The following is a 17,836-nucleotide window of genomic DNA, read 5'->3' on the forward strand; positions in this document are numbered from 1 at the left end:
GCTGGAAAATAACTTGATGACCAATCAGAGTATGAAAAAAGATTTTGCGATCGCACTGGTGCTGGTCCTGGCTGGAATGATTCTATTCACCGCCTGGTTAGGTTACGGATTGATCGGAAACCAGCGACCCTCACAAAATCTATCATTGTTAAACGTAGGAGAAACCGCTCCTCCTTTGAATGCAGAGGGTTGGGTTAACGGCAATCCGCATCAGGATCAATTTCTTGACGGAAAAGTTATTGTAGTTGATGCATGGGCAACCTGGTGTGGCCCATGCCGTAGGGCTGCGCCACATATGGTTGAGCTCTATAAAAAATTCAAGGATGATAATGTGGCTTTTATCGGCCTCACTTCTGATAGCGAAGAGCAGCTTCCCGAGATTAAAGAATGGTTATCTGCTACAGGAATCACCTGGCCTAATGGATATGGAGCCTATGATTCTCTGAACGCATTCAAGGCAGAGTTCATTCCCCAAGTGTGGGTGATCGGCATGGATGGAAAAATTGTCTGGAATGAAGATTCGAGATCAGCCGAGTCTCTCGAGGATGGTATACAACGGGCCTTGAATCAGATTAAATAATCAGAAGTGGCTTCTTCATTCGATTATGCTTGCCATTGATTCTGGAATAATGGGACCGAAAGACAGAAACATGCATCAGAAACTGGTGGAGCAAAATGTAAATGGAATCCGAATGCGAGCACTGATTGCAGGATCTGGACCTCCCCTGCTTCTCGTTCATGGCTTCCCTCTGAGCCACAAGATGTGGCTTCCTCAAATAGAGTATTTTCAATCCCGTCACACTGTAATCGCTCCCGATTTACGTGGATTTGGCGAATCAGATATTTCTTCCGGGATTGTAACCATGGAACAACATGCCCGGGACCTGAACTCGCTATTGAAGGAATTAAATATTGAAGATCCTGTTGTTTTTTGTGGACTCTCTATGGGAGGCTATATTGCCTGGGAATTCTGGAAGCATTTTGCTGATCAATTACACGCATTAATTCTGTGTGACACTCGAGCGGATGCTGACTCTGAAGAAGGTGTCAATAATCGGCTGAAGATGGCCGACCTTGTTCTCAGACACGGTCCCGAGGCGATTTCCACAGCCATGATTCCAAACCTGATCAGTGAATCCAGTCAACAAAAACAGCCACATATTTCTGAAAACCTTATTGCGATGATAGAAGCTGCAGACAGTGAAGGTATTGCTGCCAGTCAGAAAGGTATGGCAGCACGTTCCGATTATTCCAACCAGATTGAAAACATTCGTATTCCGACTCTATTCATCGTAGGGAGTGACGATCGTTTAACTCCCCCTGAAATAATGCTTCGGATGAGTTCGCAGGTACCTGGTTCAAAATATTTCGAAGTGGGGAAGGTCGGCCACATGGCTCCAATGGAAGCACCAGAAGCAGTGAACCGGGAAATAGATCACTTTCTTACCAGCTCGAATTTCTGAACTCATCTGGAATGAAGTTTTTATGATTGCTCCCAGCACACTAGAGCGCGTCACATTTAATCATAGCGTCTCTTAATCTATCTTACTCGGTCCAAATGGTCTTGGAGACGCTACAGCAAAACTGGATACATTCTAACCCTCACAAGGAACTGATATGGCTAAAAATCATTCACCTCGTTTTCTGGATATCGTAAATTCTGCCAAGTCACGCGTGCCGGAATGCACGGTCCACGATGTGAAATCACGCAGTGATAAAGGAGAAGACTTTATTCTGATTGATGTCCGGGAAGACCATGAATTCAGTAAAGGTAGAATCCCTGGCGCGGTTCATTTAGGTAAGGGAATCATTGAACGAGATATTGAACAACTGGTTCCTGATACATCCACACTTTTAATTCTCTACTGCGGTGGAGGTTTTCGCTCAGCGTTGGCAGCCGACAATCTGCAAACGATGGGATACAATAACGTGATCTCAATGGATGGTGGATTCAGTGGCTGGAAAGCCGCTGAATATGAAATTGAAACGGAATGACTCCGATTTACTGATATTAATGAAAAAGAGCACTGTACCCGTGGGCATACAGTGCTCTTTTCGAATTCGCAAAGGGCTAATTGATTGTAACCGTTTCAGCAAATACACGGTCTATCAACGGTCTGAACTGAATCACTGCCGGTTCAGCGTCGTCGGGGACGGTGGGCTTCCGGGTGATGCTTCAGCCATTGGTCCGGCAGCAGTTCTTCCAGACGATCGGCGGCGTGATCGGTGATCCGTGCCAACACATCGCGCAGATAGGCAAACGGTTCTACCTCGTTTGCTTTGCAACTGGCCATCAGACTGTAGTGCACGGCGGCGGCTTGGCCGCCCCGGTCACTGCCGACGAACAGATAATTCTTCCGGCCGATAGCACAGGGACGCAAGGTGCGTTCGGCCAGATTGTTGTCAATCGACAGAATGCCCTCTGCACAATACCGCGTAAACCCGGACCAGCGGCTTAACAGATATTGCATCGCGACTGCCACCGGACTTTTCGGTAACAGACTGCGCGCGGTTTCCGTCAACCAGTCGCAAAACGTTTCCAAAATCGGTAACGCCTTGTCCTGTCGCAACTGTCGGCGGTGTTGCCACCAGCGTTCACAGTCCGCCGGCTGTGACAGATCCAATTTCAATTCGCCGGCTTCCCGTTCAATCGCGTATAACTGCTGGATAAACAATAATGCCCGGTGTGCGGCTTCCGGCTGCACGGTCCGCGCATCGTAAAACTTGCGTCGCGCATGTGCCCAACATAAAACCTGATGAATTCTGCCCGAGCGGTACAGCTCTTCGTAGCCGGCATACGCGTCAGCCTGCAGATAACCGCGAAAGTGTTTTAAAAACGCCTGGGGACCGGCGCGTTCCCGGTTCGGGGTGAAATCATAGACCGAATACGGGTGCGCGGCATCGCCGCAGTAAACCCAGAACCGGCCGGTCCGCGTGCGGGAAAGCCGTTGGTCCTGGACGGGAATCGTTGTATCGTCCGTATGCACGACACTGGATTGCAGAACGCGACTTTTCATCAGATCAGTCAGCGGTTGCAGTAATTCCGCAGTTTCCAGTACCCAGCGGCTCATCGTGCTTCGCGAAAGCTGTACGCCATTCCGGCTGAGAATGGATTCATGACGATACAGGGGGAGATGATCTGAGTATTTCCCCACCAGGATCGTCGAGAGCAAGCCGGGGCCGGCGAAGCTTTTGGCAATCGGCCGGGCAGGAACTGGAGCCAGCGCCACATGCTCTTCACACTCCCGGCACGCGTATTTGAAACGTACGTGCTCGATTACTTTCAGGCTGGCAGGTATGAATTCCAGCTGTTCGTGGCTGATTTCTCCGATCCGCTGTCGCGTCTGATTACAGCAGGGACAGAGTTTTTCCGATTCGGTCAGGTCATGTTCTACCCGTTCCCGGGGCAGATGATCGGGCAGCTTGTTACGGCCACCACCATGACGGCGATGTGCGGAAACCGCCGTGGGAGGAGGTTCATCGTCCTCGGGGTCGGTAGCTTCCTCGGCAGCCTCGGGTTCGTCAAACAGGCTCATTTGATTGGGAGCGATCTTTTCGGAACGAGCGCCAAAGCGTTGTCGCAGCAGCCGCTCAATGAAATGTTTGAGCTGCTCGACTTCCCGCTGTTGCTCTCCCACGGTCTCACCCAGCTGGTGAATCATGTCGTGACAGGACTGGACGTCGCTCGGCAGTGAAGATCGTTTCTGGTTCATGTCCCACGTCTTAACATAATCGTTGTCAGGCGGGAACTGTTTTTTTATTAAGTCGATACTTTTTGCGAAATCTGATAGCGTTTTCTGCGCTGCACGCTGGTCAGGTCGATGCCCTGCAGCAGTAGCGCCAGATCGGTAGATTTAAGAGATAGGCCGTGTGTGCCTTCCGGGCCGGAGAGACGCTGGTACGTGCCCGCTTCCAGGCGTTTGTACCAGATAGCCAGGCCATCGTGGTCCCAGTAGAGCAGCTTGATTCGATCCTGTTTTTTGTTGAGAAATACAAACAGTCCCCCGTCGAGTACGTTTTGCTGTAGGTAGGCTTCGGTCATCCGCATCAGCCCGTCAAAACTTTTACGCATATCAGTGGGCACCGTGCAGAAATAAATTCGGGCCGGGAGATTCAGCATGCGCGCTGCTCCAGCGCGGCGAGCACGGTTTCGAGCGTGGTTTGATCACAGCCGTTTCCAACGCGAACGGTGGTGCCGTGTGAGAACACGATTTCAATCGGTGTGGGAAGCGGCTGGCGAGGGACCTCGATGGGCAGGAAGGATGTTGCAACTGTGTTCTCGGCATCGCGTTTTTTCAGCTCCCGCCGCCAGTAGTGGTAAGTTGGTTCGCTCAATCCCTCACGCTCACAGAAGGCACGGATCGAAAGTCCGGACTGCAGCCTGTCTGAAATTGTTTGTCGCCAGAACGCTTCGCGGTCCGGGTTCCGCCGCTGATCGGCACGTTGTGTTGGCTGGGATATGGGCATCGCATTCGCTCCTGAATATGCTGGGGTTGAAACACATTCAGAATACGATACACGTCAAGGTGTATTTCGTGGGCCGGTTACAATTGATTAACCACCCAGTTCCCAGTTGTAAGCTTTAAGCTCAAGCACGAGAAATACAATTCCGGCAATCAATGCGGACAGCGAGACAAATAACAATCCGACATAAATATTAGGACCGGCTGCTTCGCCTGTACCGGCTTTTCCTTTAGCTTTAGAGTTTCGAGTTGACATGGTCACCTTTCTCAATCACACCATTTTTAGCGGCGTCTATCACTGTCCCGACAGCTTTATCAGGATCGACATATACCAGTTCAATCTTACCCAGATACTTGGGCCGATTCCCATTAGTTTCATTTCCGAAACGATACACAAACAGCTGATGTCCTTTGCTGAGTCCATCATCACTACCCAGTGAAACTTCGACAAACCGGGTACCATTTCGTTTATCTTTTTTCGTGTTGATGATCAGTCCTTCAACAGCCGGAGGCGGTGACTGCATCCCGGCGATAGCAGGATCTTTCGGGTCAATCCCCAGATTGGCTACGATCTTATTCAAATAGTTAAGTTCATCCACAACTTTTGTGTGCTTAGCAACCAGGTTTTTCTCACGAATCGATTGTGTGAAAATCGTATCCTCAAGACTTTTGATTTTTCCACGCAATTCATTCACGGTATCGTGAAGCGTTTTATTCACTACGCGCTGGCGATCCGATTCCTGTCGTCGAAATTTTGCTTCTTCCCCTGTTGTTTCTGCTTGAGCAACAGAAGTGTCGCGTTCTGATGAAACAGTAGCAAGCTTTGCCTTTTCATTCTTTAGCGATGCCTGTAATGCTTTGTTTTCAGCTTTTGCAGTCTCTGCTTCGCTCAGAGCTTTATTCAACTCTTTAGTCTTCTCAGTCAGTTTATTATTAAACTCGGACTCTAATTCATCCATGCTTTTCTGCAGACTGGCCACATTGTCCTTATATTTTAGACTCTCGTTGCGCCAATTGTTTTGAGCTGTAAATACAGCACCTGCAAATCCCATGAAACAGATACTGAGTACAACTTGAACAACGACCAGTACTTTGCCGACAAACGACATCTAATCGCTCCTGATATTTGTTTGAAATGACGAGTTTGTATTTAATTTCTGAGATCAGAAACTGAGTAAGTTTATTTTTGAGAAAGTTCTTTTTTCGGTTCAGCATTATTTTCAGGGGCCAGCACTACTCTCTCCAACGACTCTTTCTGTCTCTGCAGTCGTTGTACTTTTCCCTGAATGCGATCAATATAATCTCGAAGAGTTTTCTGTTGTTGTTCAGCCAGAAATCTTTCGTTTCGAATTTCATCAATCTGATCGCGTAGCCGAAATACATCAGCTCTGCGTTCGGAAGCTTCCTGATTGACTTCCTGGATCTGCTGGCTGATTTTGATGCCCTCGTTTGCAAGCTGGTTAATCTGCTGATCCAATTGAACTATTTTCTGCTCCAGCTCTGCTGCCCTATCATCCATAGCCGCTTTATCGACTTTATTAATCAACTCCCAGTTTTGGATCGTCTTTTTGAGGGGTTCGATTGTTTTGGAAACCTGATCCAGCTTTTCATTCTGCTGTTGCAGCTTGTGTTTTTGTGCAACAACGATCACTTTTGCCAAAACGGGAGAAGACGAAAGTTGCTCTTGTCCCCTCCTGGTCTTCACAGACCAGGTAGGGTTCTCACCCGACTGATATTCAAATACATAATCTGTCAAGGCGTCCTTTTCTTTGGACCAGTTGGGGCCTCCAACAGCGCTGACTGCCGCAAATCCCATAAATGCAATACTGGCAAAAAGCACCAGTACTAACAGGATTTTACTTATAAGGGTCATTGATACATTCCTGTGTCATGGTAGAGACGCTGAACTTCACTTATTTCTCTATAATTATTATGTGTTATCTTTTAAGCTTAAGCTATTCACTTTATGACTATTGCCGAATAAGGCTGGAAACAATTGAGTCATTTCAGGGAATATCCAGTGTAGCATGCCTGATTTATGTGAGTCATAAATCAGAAAACAGATGCGAGCTAAAGAGAATTTCTGAGACGAAATGATTATCAAAATACTACAGGTAAGTTGTGCGCAAAAACAACCTATTTTGTGAAATCGGTTATTTCCTAATTATAAATACGCCTAAAAAGCATAGTCAAACTGAATTTAAGCTAACTGTCTGGTATTTAACTGTTTGACCTTTCTAATATGGCCTGCAGACACAATCACTACGTTCAGAAAACTTGACACAACAGCAACTTCTTATGAAATACTCAGCCTTAGTACCTGGATGGTCTCAATTCGCGGCCTCATTGCTGGGCAGGTGCAAACATAAAATATACCTGCGTACACATTTCTGGCCAGTAACTATAAAGATGATTATTTGATTCTATTAATATGTGATGTAGCGAACTCGTTTCTATTAAAATACTTAGTAAATCCTGCACTTTGGTCCAAATTTAGATAGGTAAAATCCAGCTGCATTGGTATTTTCGAATAAAGGTAATGATTATTGCCGAATTCAGTGAGTACGACCAAACCCGTACTCACTGAATAGACATTAATCTGATGCTGGGCCCTCAGATACTTCATGTATCGAGAATCGTTGGAGATTGGTTAATATGGCTACCCAAGAAGTCCCCTATCATATCACAAAAGTTGACGAGCACCTCAAAGTTCAGTTAATGCCTGATTTAAATGATTCGGCCTGGAACGAGCTGGAGTCTCTGGGCGATTCCCTCCTGACGATATTGAAGAAAGAGAAAAATCCAACAGTCATTATTGACTTATCAAAGTTGAGCTATATCAGCAGTTCCCTGGTCGCTGTTGTCATTCAAGTCTGGAAACTGGTTGATGAACAGGGTGGGAAAACCGCCATTCTCAATCAAAATGAAATGGTTGAGGAAGTGCTCAATATCTCTGGATTAAAAAAAGTCTGGTGTATTGTCCCCACAGAAGCGGAAGCCATAAATCACCTAAATCAAGTCATGAAACAGGAACGTATCGACCGTAGACGGACGTTCTCAATGCCCATTCTCCTAGGCATAGTAGCAGTCCTTTCTGCTGTTACCTGTTTTGCATTATATGTGAGTGACTCACTCAATCTTGATCCTAAGATGGCATTAGCAGCCACCGTATCTTTTTCAGTCGCGGGTGTTCTTCTGGGAGCAACGGCTCTAACTGATCGCAGAAAATATTTACGGCTATTAGGTGTAGTCGTTCTAATCTGCAGTCTCATCGTAGGTGGACTTGGTTTATACAAATTGATTTGAACCCGGAATTGTCATAATAGAGACTCACCAGGCATCCGATTGATCATAATATGTCAGTACAGAAAGAGTTGATCTATGTCAGATTCGTCAGCAAAACCCGAAAATAAAAACGAAGGACGCCAGCAGGCACTCCAGGCAGAACTGAGAGAACTGGTTGATGTTGTAGGTCCAGGTCCCCTGGTTGATTTATTGATGGAAAGAGCATTCCAGCTGCAGGCAACCGATGTCCACATGGATCCACTTCAAGATGGCTTACGTCTCAGGCTACGCGTTGATGGAATGCTTCATGACATCATTCAGTTACCCAAAGAGGCAGCGGCTTCAGTGATTTCCCGACTCAAATTAGCTGCAAATATGGATATTACCGAGCGACGACTGGCCCAAGATGGTCACATTAATAACCAGACATTACAGAATCGCCGTGATATTCGTGTGGGATCTGGCCCGACAATTCATGGTGAACGACTTGTGCTGAGACTGATGCCTGACCATAACCGCTTTACTCATTTCAGTGAACTGGGACTCAGTGAAAGGCAGACAAATGAGATCACAAAATATTGCCAGGCTCCTTATGGGATGATTCTGAGTGTAGGCCCGGTCGGTTCAGGTAAAAGTACGACTATCTACAGTTGCCTGGATCATCTCAATCAGCCTGAGATGAGCCTGGCTACCATCGAAGATCCTGTGGAACGTCGAATTGAAGGTGTGAACCAGATCCAGATCGACCCTAAAATTGGTTTCAGTTTCGCGGAAGCACTACGAGGCGTTCTCCGTCAGGACCCAAATGTGATTATGGTCGGAGAAATTCGTGATTCTGAAACGGCACACATTGCAGTGAGGGCAGGGCTAACCGGCATTCGTGTTCTTTCAACTTTACATTCTAATGATGCGGTAGCTGCCATCGATGTTTTCCGAGAATTTGGAATTCCTTCCATGTTTATCACTGACAGTCTGCAGGGCATCATCTCACAACGTCTGGTGAGATGCATCTGTGAAAAATGTCGTACTCCCTATCAACCTGATGCCGGTGCCTGTGAATACCTGAATATTAATGCCGACCAACTGACTGACTCAAAAATAGCCAGAGGTACTGGTTGTGAACATTGCTTTCAAACTGGCTATCTTGGCCGAACGGGAATTTTTGAAACATTGGGAATCCGGGGAGAGTTGAGAGAAGCGATTCTCCGCGGAATGACACAATCAGAAATTCTAACCCTGGCTTCTGAACTTGGGATGACTACTATGGAAGAATCAGGGAAAGCCAAGGTACTTGATGGAATTACGACTGTTCAGGAATTACACCGGGTTCTTGTTTGATCGGACACTTTCATCAAATCAATGATTTGAAACCCTTTCCTGTCCGGAGAACTGGTGGCAGACCATCTCTGTACACTAGACCTTACAGAGTTGAGATAACCAGTCCTCACCTGAGAACCGGGTCTTCTGAGGAAAAAAACATTCAATTCTGGTAGATCTGATATATAATTGTACGTAATTGAAAGTAACGGGTTATAACCCGCTGGGCCATCCTGATTCACGTAATTTTGCGCTGAAGGATTGCCCTATGAATTTGAATCAAAGAGAGCCGACTGGTATCAATGATACAGGTGATACCAACCTCGGTTGTTCCCAGTCAGCGACGATTTCCATGTCGAACCAATCCAGGACCGCTACGCGTTTTAGTGCGGACTCATCATCGACCAGGGTCCCTGTGATGAAGGAACGCCTGGAATCCAACCAGTCTGAACTACATCCTGACAATGATGATGATGATACGGCTCTCTCGTTGAAACAGAAAGCTGTGATCTGGCTGGCCAGTTTCTCTGCAACGGGATATCTGGTTTCCCTACTCTTCCATTCGACAGCCTTGACTTTGATGGCCATCGTGATTGTGGGAGGGATGCAAGGAGACGATAATACCCCTACGCTGGCCAGTCTTGAAGATGAGCAAAGCTTTTCATTGAATGGTCCTCTTGATACCCGAATCAAAGAAGCAGGTGGTAAAACCACAGAATTTAATATCATGCAGCCAGTCCAAACTATGACTGGTGAGAATGAAAATAGCGTCGAAGAAATTCAAGAGGATTTTTCTGCGCATATCGGCAAAGGAACAGGCGATTCTGAAGGAGATGGATCTGGTGAGGGAGGAGGAGAATTCAAATTAAAACCGATGGGAAATGCAGTCACTGCAGGCAGCTTTACCGCCTGGACTGTTCCTAAAGATCCGGATTTAAATGAAGACTACCTGATTATCATCCAGGTTAAACTTCCTGACAGTTATAAATCGACCCGTTATCGTGCCTCAGACCTCTCTGGGCTTGTTCTGGGAACTGATGACCATCGCCAGGCCATTCCCTGGGACTCAAGATGGCTGAATTCTACTTTCACACCTAATGCTTTAGGGGATATCCGGCCGGTTGACAAAGGAGATTATCTACCACTTAAAAATCGAGTCGCGCAACTAATCGTTAAAGTTCCTGGATCTAAAATCCCCGCAACTCGTGATACTATCAAAATCAGATCCAGAGTTTTGAAAGAAAATCAGACTCTGGAAATTGTATTCTGAAATCCGGTCATTCCTCGCAGTCAATCTTTAGTCTGACCTTTTACTATTGCGACCCAGCCTCTTTGGTAGATTTCTCTAAAACTGGCCCAGTGCGCGGGAGAGCGCATTAAATTTCCCGAACAAAAAGGGCAGGGCAGGTCGGGTTGTTTCGGGAAGGTCGGTTTCTGCTCGAGGTCAGTTGATTTCCAGACTGCATCACACTCATCACATAGAATCAGGGCGTGTTTTTCACTGCTGCAAATTCGAATTCCCAGTGTGCCCTGTTCGCAGAACGAGCAAATCCCTGCGTAGTACATGATCCAGATCCTGAATATTATTTATAAGGGAAATGCTGTAATGACACTGGTTCCTTCCAGAACCAGCCGCACCTTGTATGCCTGAGGCTTTCCCTGTTGATTTCCAACACGACCTCCGACGTAACCTACCGGACGCCCCATATCAACTGTGTAAACAACGCGTGTACCCTCGTTCTTTCTGTTGACATTCCTACCTCCTGCAAGGGCTTTGAGATAAGCCTCATCAATCAAAGCCAGTACATTTTTTCTGATACCCTCACCAGCAAAGACGCCATGCTTTCCGGGACGATCTGGTTCATCTTTTGCATGTTTCATCACGTGCAATAAACGATGTTTTTCCTGACTGCCAGGACCATACTTGAGTCCAGCAGCAGACTCCCAGACTTTACCCCCTAAATCGCGAAGCTGTCCTAACTCTGACTTAGATTTTGGATCCTGTTCTTTCCCACCGGGTGGCGGTCGGCTGGATTTAGCAGGTGTCTGTTTTGAGCCCCGTCCGGATGGTTCTGGTTCTGTAGTCTTGCTCTTGGAATTTGAAGTCAGATCCTGTTCTCTCAGGATCATGTTGTCTACTGTTTTGCCTGAAGCCGCTTTCTCTTCCTGTGCAGACCTCTGCTTAAAAACGGAAGGAGATGTTATTCCTGTTTTTTTTTCGAAATCCCTGACGGCACTTTGTTTTTGTGCCTCTACAGTCTCCTTGCTGATTCTTTCAGGATGCGTCTGCTGGTTTTGCTTTGTCGAGTAGATCACCAGAGCAAAGACTAAGATCAACCCAATACGTATCATCCGCGACTTTAGTACTTTCTGTTTCTCTTCCGATAGACTCATGTTGTATCCATTTCCTGCTAACGTCAGCTTTATTCAGACAATGATTTCTGGTACTGAATGTAAATCTTCTTGAGGTGATCCACCTTTTCTGGAAATTGGGTGGCAAGATTCTTCTTTTCCCCGATATCTTTAGAGAGATCGACCAGGAATATCTGATTTTCTTTTCCCAATGGAGTCTGCTGGCTTGTGTCACGCGGGTTTCCCAGTAATTTCCAGTCACCTTCACGAATCGCCCAGCTTTTACCAATCTGCCAGTAAAAATTTTCATGTGGGCTCTTTGCAGTACTTGATTCAATCACTGCTTTTAAGTTTTTGCCATCCAAGTGATGAGCTGGCAGTGGGGCACCTGTTAAGGCAGAAATGGTAGGTAGCCAGTCACATCCGGTTGCCAGTTGATCTCGCACCTCTCCTTCAGCAATAGTACCCGGCCATGAGATCATGGCTGGGACGCGAATTCCTCCCTCAAACAGGCTGAATTTAGCTCCCCGATAGGGGCCCGCACTACCACCTCCTCCAAATGTCCGTTCTTCGTGTGAGTGCCCATGGTCGGACTGGAAAATAATAATTGTCTTTTCTCGTAGCTGGCAAGCATCGAGAGTTGCTAATACTTCACCAATACAGTCATCCATGGTTGAAACAAATGCCGCATATTTATCTCGAGGTGAAGACAAGTGAGCGTAGGTTTTTCTCCATTTTTCTTTTCCCTGTAATGGATAATGTGGAACATTGATGGCCCAATACAGAAAAAAAGGTTTATCGCCTGCCTTTCGGATATAATCCTGACATTGCTCTACCATGAGATCCGGAAAGAAGGCACCATCACGCCAGACCTCCTTACCATTTTCCCATAGGTCATGTCGATTGGGACCATTCCAATAAAAGAAGTGCGAGTAATTGTCGATGCAACCACCCATGTGCCCGAATGAGGTCTCAAAACCTTGTCCATGCGGCATAGTTTCTGGCGTATAACCCAGATGCCATTTTCCGATGTGCGCAGTTTGATACCCTGCCTGTTGCATCATCTCTGCAATCGTGATCTGCTCAGTCGGCATGCCACTCTTGCCGTGATGTGATGACACATTTCCTGGAACTCCCGCTCTGGCTGGAAACCTGCCTGTGAGCATCCCTGCTCGGGAAGGAGAACACACGGGAGCTGATGCATAAAACTGGGTGAAACGAATTCCCCTGCGAGCAATCGAATCCATATGAGGAGTTATCAGATCTTTTGCTCCATAGCAGTTCAGGTCGACCGATCCCTGATCATCCGTAAAAATTATTATCACGTTCGGCTTTTCAGAACTGATTGCTCCCAATGCTCTATTGGAGAATGGTATGAATAGGTGGATGAAGACGAACATTCCAGGCAAAATGAAATGATGGAGAACTGCAAAACGATAATTTACCAAGATCCTGTTCATACTTAACCCTGAGTTTGTAATAACGGCATTAGTAGATTTCGACTCTGGCAGCATGATATTGTCTACCCCTCAGAAGGTGTCGCATCCCAGGCATCCTGAAATATTTTTTCTCCATGAACTGTGTAAGGGTTCTGCATACTCTCCTGGTATACGGCAATGCCAGCTGTCACACAATGAGCTCCTGCCAATGCAACATCAGCGATCTGGCGACTGTTGCGAATGGCGGCTGCGATAATCTGCGAATCATACTCGTGATGCTCCAGCATTTCAGCAACTTCCAGTATGAAAGTCGTGGTCGAATCGCCATAGGCTTCCTTCCAGCCGATGAACGGGCTGATGAACGCCGCACCTGCACGCGCGGCATGCCAGGCTTGAGAAACTGAAAATATTAATGTGGCGTTTGTTCTGATGCCCAATTGAGTCAGTTCCCGAATCGCTTTAAATCCTCCCTCGCTGGCGCCGACTTTTACGACAAAGTTTGGAGATATTTTTGAAAGCTTCACTCCCTGTTCCACCATCTGCTCCCAGTCAGTGAGATGAGGATCAATTTCCACACTAACCGGTTTATCTGTTCCCGCAAAAAGTTCTGCAATTTCTTCAATCACTCTTAAAAATGGCTTACCAGAATTTTTAACATGTTTGGGATTGGTAGTCAGGCCATCCACATCCCAATATTCAAGGCTGTGTTTGATCTCATCTGTAATAGCGCTATCCAGAAACAACTTCATTGTGTATTCCTCTTGTCAGGATAAAATGGCTTTAAATATCAATGCAGTGTAACAGTAACAGTTCGAAGGGAGATTCCCGGAACGCGAATGGTTATTATATATTTTACTGTATCCGTTATTCTATCGCTTCGTTTTTAAATATGGCAGGTAACGATCCAGGCACCATTACTGAAAAGAACTGAAATTAAAGCATTCTACTTCAATAAAGTGTAGATATCATCATGAATCCCCATTTTCCGGACTATCTGGACATCAGTCGCAATGATTTGGCTAGAGGAGCTTCCGTCAAATTCTCCGTTTTGAAAGACATGCCGGATATCGCACAGCATATGGCGAAGACCATGTTAAAAATTATTGAGTCTGCAAAAGAGAAGGGAAAACCGGCGACACTGATTGTTCCAGTAGGCCCCGTCGACCAATATCCCATTCTGGCAGAAATGCTTAACCAGCAACATTATTCAATTAAAGATGTGATGCTCATTAACATGGACGAGTATCTGACGGATGATGATCAATGGGTCGAGCTCACACATCCGCTTAGTTTTCGAGGCTATATGAATCGAAAGTTTTACGACTTGCTGAACCCTGAACTGGCTCCTTTACCCGAAAACCGGATATGTCCGAATCCGAACGATTCAGGAGCCATTCAAAACTTAATCGATCAACGAGGAGGAGTAGATGCCTGCTTTGGCGGGATTGGAATTAATGGTCACATCGCATTCAATGAACCTCCCGAAGTCAATCTGGCAATCAGCGTTGAAGAATTCGCTCAGCTGCCTACGCGAAATCTAGATTTAACCCGTGAGACCCGTACCATCAATTCGGTAACAGTGGGTGGCGAAATTTCAATCATTCCCTGGAGAGCTGTGACGATTGGCATGAAAGAAATATTGTCCTCAGCAGAGCTACATTTTTATTGCAATCGAATCTGGCAAAGCTCTGTTGTTCGCAGAGTCCTGCACGGCCCTGTTACCAGCGTCTGTCCCGCATCACTTCTACGAACACACCCTGCCGCCTCTTTAACCGTCGCTGAATATGTAGCGGATCCTCCCGATATCCGCCTTCGCTGAATCGAATTGGAAACATACCTCTAAGAGTACCATGCTGATGAAACTGAACTTCGAACAGGAACGAATACTTGCCGTGGTGGCCCATCCAGATGATGCCGAACTGTTATGTGCCGGGACACTGGCACGAGCACAACAGGATGGTGCTGAAATTGGAATCTGCGTACTCTGCCAGGGAGACAAAGGGCAACCCGATCCTCCGCGGGATAATCTGGTGGAGGTAAGACAACATGAAATGCATTCTGCAGCCAAATTAATTAACGCAGAACTCTTTTTAGGAGAGCAACCCGATGGTGGTCTGTTCGACAATCTTGATTTGCGTGGAAAACTGACTGAGATCATGCGGCAGTTTTCGCCGACACTCGTCTTAAGCCACTCTCAGTCGGACTATCATGTGGATCATCGGACCTCCTCAGTGATCACGGAAGCTGCGACCTGGTTCAGTGCCTCAGCCGGCAATAAAACTAATTCACCTGCCCTGGCAAAGCCACCCGCACTCTGGTGGATGGATACGATCAACATGACCTCATTTGAGCCCCACTTTTATATCGATGTTTCTGATTATGTGGAAACGAAAGTTTCAATGTTAAACTGTCATCAAAGTCAGCTGCAACGTGGGAAGGATTCCAGTTTCTCTCCACTACAAGAACTGATGATTCAGCAATGCCATGCGCGCGGCCAGCAATCAGGAGTGAAGGCGGCCGAAGCTTTTCAGACACATTCAGCATGGAAACGTTGTGCAGCATGGTGAGGCTGTCAGATTAACCCAAATTCCCGTGCCTCCCGCTCACGCCTGGGACCACAATATAGAAATCCTGCTGTGATTCTCTCATGGCTGGATGCGACAGAGCGTTTTCCGTTTTTTTCTAACCCCTTCTGACGAGAGACAACAGAAGGTTTACGAATCATTTTCCAATTTTTGGATTTTGCCCTATATTGAATCATGGCGGGATGCCCCGTGACACTGGTGTACTTTTTCCTGCAGGCATAGAGAGAGGCTATGTATTCGCTAAGAGCGTTGCCAATTCCTATTCCCTGAAAATCAGGAAGACATACAGTACGATGTTCTCGAAAAGAAGGAGATTGACGGTGCGGAAAATGAATAACCGCTGTGAATGCTGCCGGCTGACCATCCATTAATGCCACAAAACAATTTGCTGATTTCTGAATGGTAGAATCTAAATAGTGATGCTTGCGGAACAATTCCCATGCTTTTCGATGCACGTTAATAATTTCGAGTGTAACAGGAGGTCGCGATTGCCTTTCAGACCTCCATTGAAATTGATTGGTCGCAGGAAAATAAATCCAGTCTGGATCTAACCATTCGATAATATCAAAATGACAACTGATGGCGACGAATTTTTGTTCCCGTTTTCTAACCGTCCTGGCAACAGCAAAACTTCCAATTCTTGCGACAGTCCGATCAACGACGGAAGTAAATTCGTCAATGACTACTATCCCAGGCAGCTCAGCCAGCGCTCGCGCTATCGAGACTCGAAACTGCTCTCCGTTTGACAGCACATGGAAGGGCCTTAACCAGTTGGGAGGCGAGGAAAACCCGACTGAAGAGAGCAGGGCAGTGATCTCTTTGATCCCCATTTCTTCCGGAAAGGAGTCGATAATGCTTTTCTGCTGGAACCAGTTAAAATCGCTGACCATTTCATTCTTGAAACATTCCCTGGCAATGGATGTTTTTCCACAACCTGAAGGACCGACTATCAACCCCACATTCCAATCATCATCTTCGATTGGCATATCGACTGCCCACTGCTGCCTGCTGGTCTTTTCAGTTGGCAGATCAAACATGCCTTCCAGTTGAATCACTCGCGGACTGCGAATGACCCGTGTTTTCTTTATGAGATCCAGGCGCGGCATGTGACCCCTTCTTTTTTGAATCGCTTGAGTAATGCAACCTGCTCAGCTTCATTTTCACAATTAATCAGGATTCGGTATGAATCAACCAGCAAGTGTGCCTCATCGTCAGCTTCACACATTTCCTGCACTTCGAGTTTTTCACGCTTCATGGAATCCAGTAAGTTGCGTAAAGCTTCAGATTCCGTCGATACAGTTCCGATCAGTCGATCCAGTGCAAGCTGATCTGTTTTCGCCATCGTACCGACGACATCAAAGGTCGCCAGAATTTTATCAGCTTCTTTTTTTGTGACATTCAATATCAGGCAGGGGACTCGTTCATCTTCTGCGATATCAGCCCTTAAATGCCCATCAATGAGTTCGTAAGTCCCGTTCTTACAGTCACGTACCAGACATGCGGAAGCAAAACCCACTTCATTTAAAATGGCTCGTAACGCCGTTTCTTGTGATTCTGTATGCTCGCGCCAGTTCCCGGCATTTCTTTTCAGAAGAGATGCTTTGATTCGTCTGAAACTGCTGATTCGATCTTTCAATTAATTCTTCCCCTTTGATTGATGAGCTCTACAAACAGTCCAGACATCGATTGGTTCCATTACGCTGCCGAATCTGATCTTTATGGAAATCGCCTTTAAATACAGGCCCGCCACATCTGGCACAAGTTGAAATTGGCTCATGTTTTTCTAACACAGAACTCACAAACAGATCCGGAAATTCTGCCTCGACCATTTTCGCTGCTAAAACATGTGTCTGTGCTTCTCGTTCCAGCCGTTTAACAGAACATTGTCCTCTTCCTCTTGAAAGATAAACTATAAATTGAGTCATCTGTTTCTCCTTTTAGAGTTCGATAGTAAGGAAAGCCCGAAATAATCCTTTTTATATTCTAAAAGGTAATCTCATTTTTTCTTGGGGTGCATTCAGGTAGCAGTGATCATCGTGAACCGACACCACACCACAAACCACTCTATGAGCTATGGGTCCAGTCCAATCTCGTATTGTGTGTCTGTATCAATCGTTGGGTCTGCTGGCGCTGTTGGTGCCGGCTGGTTCTTCAACGCATCCCAGATCAGATAACCGCCCGCCGGTACTCCGATTCCTGTTGTGATCAATCCCGCTCCCAATGCCAGTTTCGCCAGTGAACCGATCACGCCGCTCGATTGTTGCGGTGCCGGTAAATACTGGTGAATCTGACTGTTATCGTCCCCAATGTGCATGTCTTCGCCCTCTGGACGATTGTTGTCTGTAACCTCTTTACCCATCAGTTTTTCACGGGTTGCCATCGTCAGGGAATTCAC

21 protein-coding genes are annotated in these 17,836 nt (G+C 46.5%); 8 read left to right on the forward strand and 13 right to left on the reverse strand.

The window, feature by feature from the left end:
• Positions 1–16 precede the first annotated feature (16 nt).
• The 3 genes from GmarT_RS28435 to GmarT_RS28445 all read left to right on the forward strand — a co-directional run bounded on the left by GmarT_RS28435 (position 17) and on the right by GmarT_RS28445 (position 1,995).
• Positions 17–580 (forward strand): TlpA family protein disulfide reductase, encoded by a 564-nt coding sequence (locus tag GmarT_RS28435; RefSeq protein WP_149303534.1) that lies wholly within the window; start codon positions 17–19, stop codon positions 578–580.
• A gap of 112 nt (positions 581–692) precedes the next feature.
• Positions 693–1,463: an alpha/beta fold hydrolase gene (locus GmarT_RS28440; RefSeq protein WP_157158923.1), complete on the forward strand. Its 771-nt coding sequence runs from the start codon at positions 693–695 to the stop codon at positions 1,461–1,463.
• A 154-nt stretch (positions 1,464–1,617) separates the two neighbouring features.
• Positions 1,618–1,995, forward strand: a complete 378-nt coding sequence (locus GmarT_RS28445) for a rhodanese-like domain-containing protein (protein WP_002645300.1) — start codon at positions 1,618–1,620, stop codon at positions 1,993–1,995.
• 143 nt (positions 1,996–2,138) lie between these two features.
• On the opposite strand, the gene tnpC is transcribed toward GmarT_RS28445, so the two are convergent.
• From tnpC to GmarT_RS28470, 6 genes are all read right to left on the reverse strand, one after another.
• On the reverse strand, positions 2,139–3,713 hold the full coding sequence (gene tnpC / locus GmarT_RS28450; RefSeq protein ID WP_044237008.1) for an IS66 family transposase: 1,575 nt from the start codon (positions 3,711–3,713) through the stop codon (positions 2,139–2,141).
• A 47-nt stretch (positions 3,714–3,760) separates the two neighbouring features.
• The gene (tnpB, locus tag GmarT_RS28455; protein ID WP_002645298.1) at positions 3,761–4,120 is read right to left on the reverse strand and encodes an IS66 family insertion sequence element accessory protein TnpB; all 360 of its coding nucleotides are present in this window, start codon (positions 4,118–4,120) and stop codon (positions 3,761–3,763) included.
• Positions 4,114–4,467 carry an IS66 family insertion sequence element accessory protein TnpA gene (gene tnpA, locus GmarT_RS28460; RefSeq protein WP_002645297.1) on the reverse strand — a complete coding sequence of 118 codons (354 nt, stop codon included), beginning with the start codon at positions 4,465–4,467 and terminating at the stop codon, positions 4,114–4,116. Before tnpA ends, tnpB begins: the two co-directional genes overlap by 7 nt.
• A gap of 87 nt (positions 4,468–4,554) precedes the next feature.
• The gene (locus GmarT_RS29660) at positions 4,555–4,719 is read right to left on the reverse strand and encodes a hypothetical protein (RefSeq protein ID WP_002645296.1); all 165 of its coding nucleotides are present in this window, start codon (positions 4,717–4,719) and stop codon (positions 4,555–4,557) included.
• Positions 4,700–5,572 (reverse strand): hypothetical protein, encoded by an 873-nt coding sequence (locus GmarT_RS28465; protein WP_002645295.1) that lies wholly within the window; start codon positions 5,570–5,572, stop codon positions 4,700–4,702. The genes GmarT_RS29660 and GmarT_RS28465 overlap by 20 nt, the downstream gene beginning before the upstream one ends.
• 71 nt (positions 5,573–5,643) lie before the next feature.
• A complete protein-coding gene (locus GmarT_RS28470) occupies positions 5,644–6,336 on the reverse strand; it encodes a hypothetical protein (RefSeq protein ID WP_002645294.1) in 693 nt (230 codons plus the stop codon).
• 782 nt (positions 6,337–7,118) lie between these two features.
• Between GmarT_RS28470 and GmarT_RS28475 the strand changes: the two genes are divergently transcribed.
• The 3 genes from GmarT_RS28475 (at position 7,119) to GmarT_RS28485 (ending at position 10,335) form a co-directional block, all read left to right on the forward strand.
• A complete protein-coding gene (locus tag GmarT_RS28475; RefSeq protein WP_002645293.1) occupies positions 7,119–7,769 on the forward strand; it encodes an STAS domain-containing protein in 651 nt (216 codons plus the stop codon).
• A 75-nt stretch (positions 7,770–7,844) separates the two neighbouring features.
• Positions 7,845–9,086: a GspE/PulE family protein gene (locus tag GmarT_RS28480; protein WP_002645292.1), complete on the forward strand. Its 1,242-nt coding sequence runs from the start codon at positions 7,845–7,847 to the stop codon at positions 9,084–9,086.
• Between the two features lie 469 nt (positions 9,087–9,555).
• Positions 9,556–10,335: a hypothetical protein gene (locus GmarT_RS28485; RefSeq protein ID WP_149303536.1), complete on the forward strand. Its 780-nt coding sequence runs from the start codon at positions 9,556–9,558 to the stop codon at positions 10,333–10,335.
• Between the two features lie 317 nt (positions 10,336–10,652).
• Here GmarT_RS28485 and GmarT_RS28490 read toward each other — a convergent pair whose 3' ends face one another.
• From GmarT_RS28490 to GmarT_RS28500, 3 genes are read right to left on the reverse strand one after another with little or no spacing between them, the layout of a single operon-like run.
• Positions 10,653–11,459, reverse strand: coding sequence for a hypothetical protein (locus GmarT_RS28490; RefSeq protein WP_149303538.1), 807 nt, complete (start codon positions 11,457–11,459; stop codon positions 10,653–10,655).
• A gap of 29 nt (positions 11,460–11,488) precedes the next feature.
• Entirely contained in the window at positions 11,489–12,931 is a 1,443-nt protein-coding gene (locus GmarT_RS28495) for a sulfatase-like hydrolase/transferase (RefSeq protein WP_230682397.1), read from the reverse strand.
• A gap of 8 nt (positions 12,932–12,939) precedes the next feature.
• Positions 12,940–13,605, reverse strand: coding sequence for a transaldolase family protein (locus tag GmarT_RS28500; RefSeq protein WP_002645113.1), 666 nt, complete (start codon positions 13,603–13,605; stop codon positions 12,940–12,942).
• Positions 13,606–13,826: 221 nt separating this feature from the next.
• Here GmarT_RS28500 and GmarT_RS28505 point away from each other — a divergent pair, with 221 nt between their 5' ends.
• Complete coding sequence (locus GmarT_RS28505; protein WP_002645112.1) at positions 13,827–14,675, forward strand: sugar phosphate isomerase family; 849 nt, start codon at positions 13,827–13,829, stop codon at positions 14,673–14,675.
• A 37-nt stretch (positions 14,676–14,712) separates the two neighbouring features.
• Positions 14,713–15,423 carry a PIG-L deacetylase family protein gene (locus tag GmarT_RS28510; RefSeq protein ID WP_149303541.1) on the forward strand — a complete coding sequence of 237 codons (711 nt, stop codon included), beginning with the start codon at positions 14,713–14,715 and terminating at the stop codon, positions 15,421–15,423.
• Positions 15,424–15,428: 5 nt separating this feature from the next.
• Here GmarT_RS28510 and GmarT_RS28515 read toward each other — a convergent pair whose 3' ends face one another.
• The 4 genes from GmarT_RS28515 to GmarT_RS28530 form a co-directional block, all read right to left on the reverse strand.
• Positions 15,429–16,547 (reverse strand): AAA family ATPase, encoded by a 1,119-nt coding sequence (locus tag GmarT_RS28515; RefSeq protein ID WP_002645110.1) that lies wholly within the window; start codon positions 16,545–16,547, stop codon positions 15,429–15,431.
• Complete coding sequence (locus GmarT_RS28520; RefSeq protein ID WP_002645109.1) at positions 16,526–17,077, reverse strand: ParB N-terminal domain-containing protein; 552 nt, start codon at positions 17,075–17,077, stop codon at positions 16,526–16,528. Before GmarT_RS28520 ends, GmarT_RS28515 begins: the two co-directional genes overlap by 22 nt.
• A gap of 28 nt (positions 17,078–17,105) precedes the next feature.
• Positions 17,106–17,366: a hypothetical protein gene (locus GmarT_RS28525; RefSeq protein ID WP_149303543.1), complete on the reverse strand. Its 261-nt coding sequence runs from the start codon at positions 17,364–17,366 to the stop codon at positions 17,106–17,108.
• Between the two features lie 146 nt (positions 17,367–17,512).
• Positions 17,513–17,836: a hypothetical protein gene (locus tag GmarT_RS28530; RefSeq protein WP_044236850.1), complete on the reverse strand. Its 324-nt coding sequence runs from the start codon at positions 17,834–17,836 to the stop codon at positions 17,513–17,515.

The sequence above is a fragment of the Gimesia maris genome (genome assembly GCF_008298035.1).
GTDB lineage: Bacteria > Planctomycetota > Planctomycetia > Planctomycetales > Planctomycetaceae > Gimesia > Gimesia maris.

Excerpts from the sequence above, each read along its gene's own strand:
- GmarT_RS28500 (WP_002645113.1), bottom strand. The coding sequence starts at position 13,605 with ATGAAGTTGTTTCTGGATAGCGCTATTACAGATGAGATCAAACACAGC.
- tnpB (WP_002645298.1), bottom strand. The coding sequence starts at position 4,120 with ATGCTGAATCTCCCGGCCCGAATTTATTTCTGCACGGTGCCCACTGAT.
- GmarT_RS28480 (WP_002645292.1), top strand. The coding sequence starts at position 7,845 with ATGTCAGATTCGTCAGCAAAACCCGAAAATAAAAACGAAGGACGCCAG.
- GmarT_RS28475 (WP_002645293.1), top strand. The coding sequence starts at position 7,119 with ATGGCTACCCAAGAAGTCCCCTATCATATCACAAAAGTTGACGAGCAC.
- GmarT_RS28440 (WP_157158923.1), top strand. The coding sequence starts at position 693 with ATGCGAGCACTGATTGCAGGATCTGGACCTCCCCTGCTTCTCGTTCAT.
- GmarT_RS28470 (WP_002645294.1), bottom strand. The coding sequence starts at position 6,336 with ATGACCCTTATAAGTAAAATCCTGTTAGTACTGGTGCTTTTTGCCAGT.
- GmarT_RS28465 (WP_002645295.1), bottom strand. The coding sequence starts at position 5,572 with ATGTCGTTTGTCGGCAAAGTACTGGTCGTTGTTCAAGTTGTACTCAGT.
- GmarT_RS28525 (WP_149303543.1), bottom strand. The coding sequence starts at position 17,366 with ATGACTCAATTTATAGTTTATCTTTCAAGAGGAAGAGGACAATGTTCT.
- GmarT_RS29660 (WP_002645296.1), bottom strand. The coding sequence starts at position 4,719 with ATGTCAACTCGAAACTCTAAAGCTAAAGGAAAAGCCGGTACAGGCGAA.
- tnpC (WP_044237008.1), bottom strand. The coding sequence starts at position 3,713 with ATGAACCAGAAACGATCTTCACTGCCGAGCGACGTCCAGTCCTGTCAC.
- GmarT_RS28505 (WP_002645112.1), top strand. The coding sequence starts at position 13,827 with ATGAATCCCCATTTTCCGGACTATCTGGACATCAGTCGCAATGATTTG.
- GmarT_RS28495 (WP_230682397.1), bottom strand. The coding sequence starts at position 12,931 with ATGCTGCCAGAGTCGAAATCTACTAATGCCGTTATTACAAACTCAGGG.
- GmarT_RS28490 (WP_149303538.1), bottom strand. The coding sequence starts at position 11,459 with ATGAGTCTATCGGAAGAGAAACAGAAAGTACTAAAGTCGCGGATGATA.
- GmarT_RS28435 (WP_149303534.1), top strand. The coding sequence starts at position 17 with ATGACCAATCAGAGTATGAAAAAAGATTTTGCGATCGCACTGGTGCTG.
- GmarT_RS28510 (WP_149303541.1), top strand. The coding sequence starts at position 14,713 with ATGAAACTGAACTTCGAACAGGAACGAATACTTGCCGTGGTGGCCCAT.
- GmarT_RS28445 (WP_002645300.1), top strand. The coding sequence starts at position 1,618 with ATGGCTAAAAATCATTCACCTCGTTTTCTGGATATCGTAAATTCTGCC.
- tnpA (WP_002645297.1), bottom strand. The coding sequence starts at position 4,467 with ATGCCCATATCCCAGCCAACACAACGTGCCGATCAGCGGCGGAACCCG.
- GmarT_RS28515 (WP_002645110.1), bottom strand. The coding sequence starts at position 16,547 with ATGCCGCGCCTGGATCTCATAAAGAAAACACGGGTCATTCGCAGTCCG.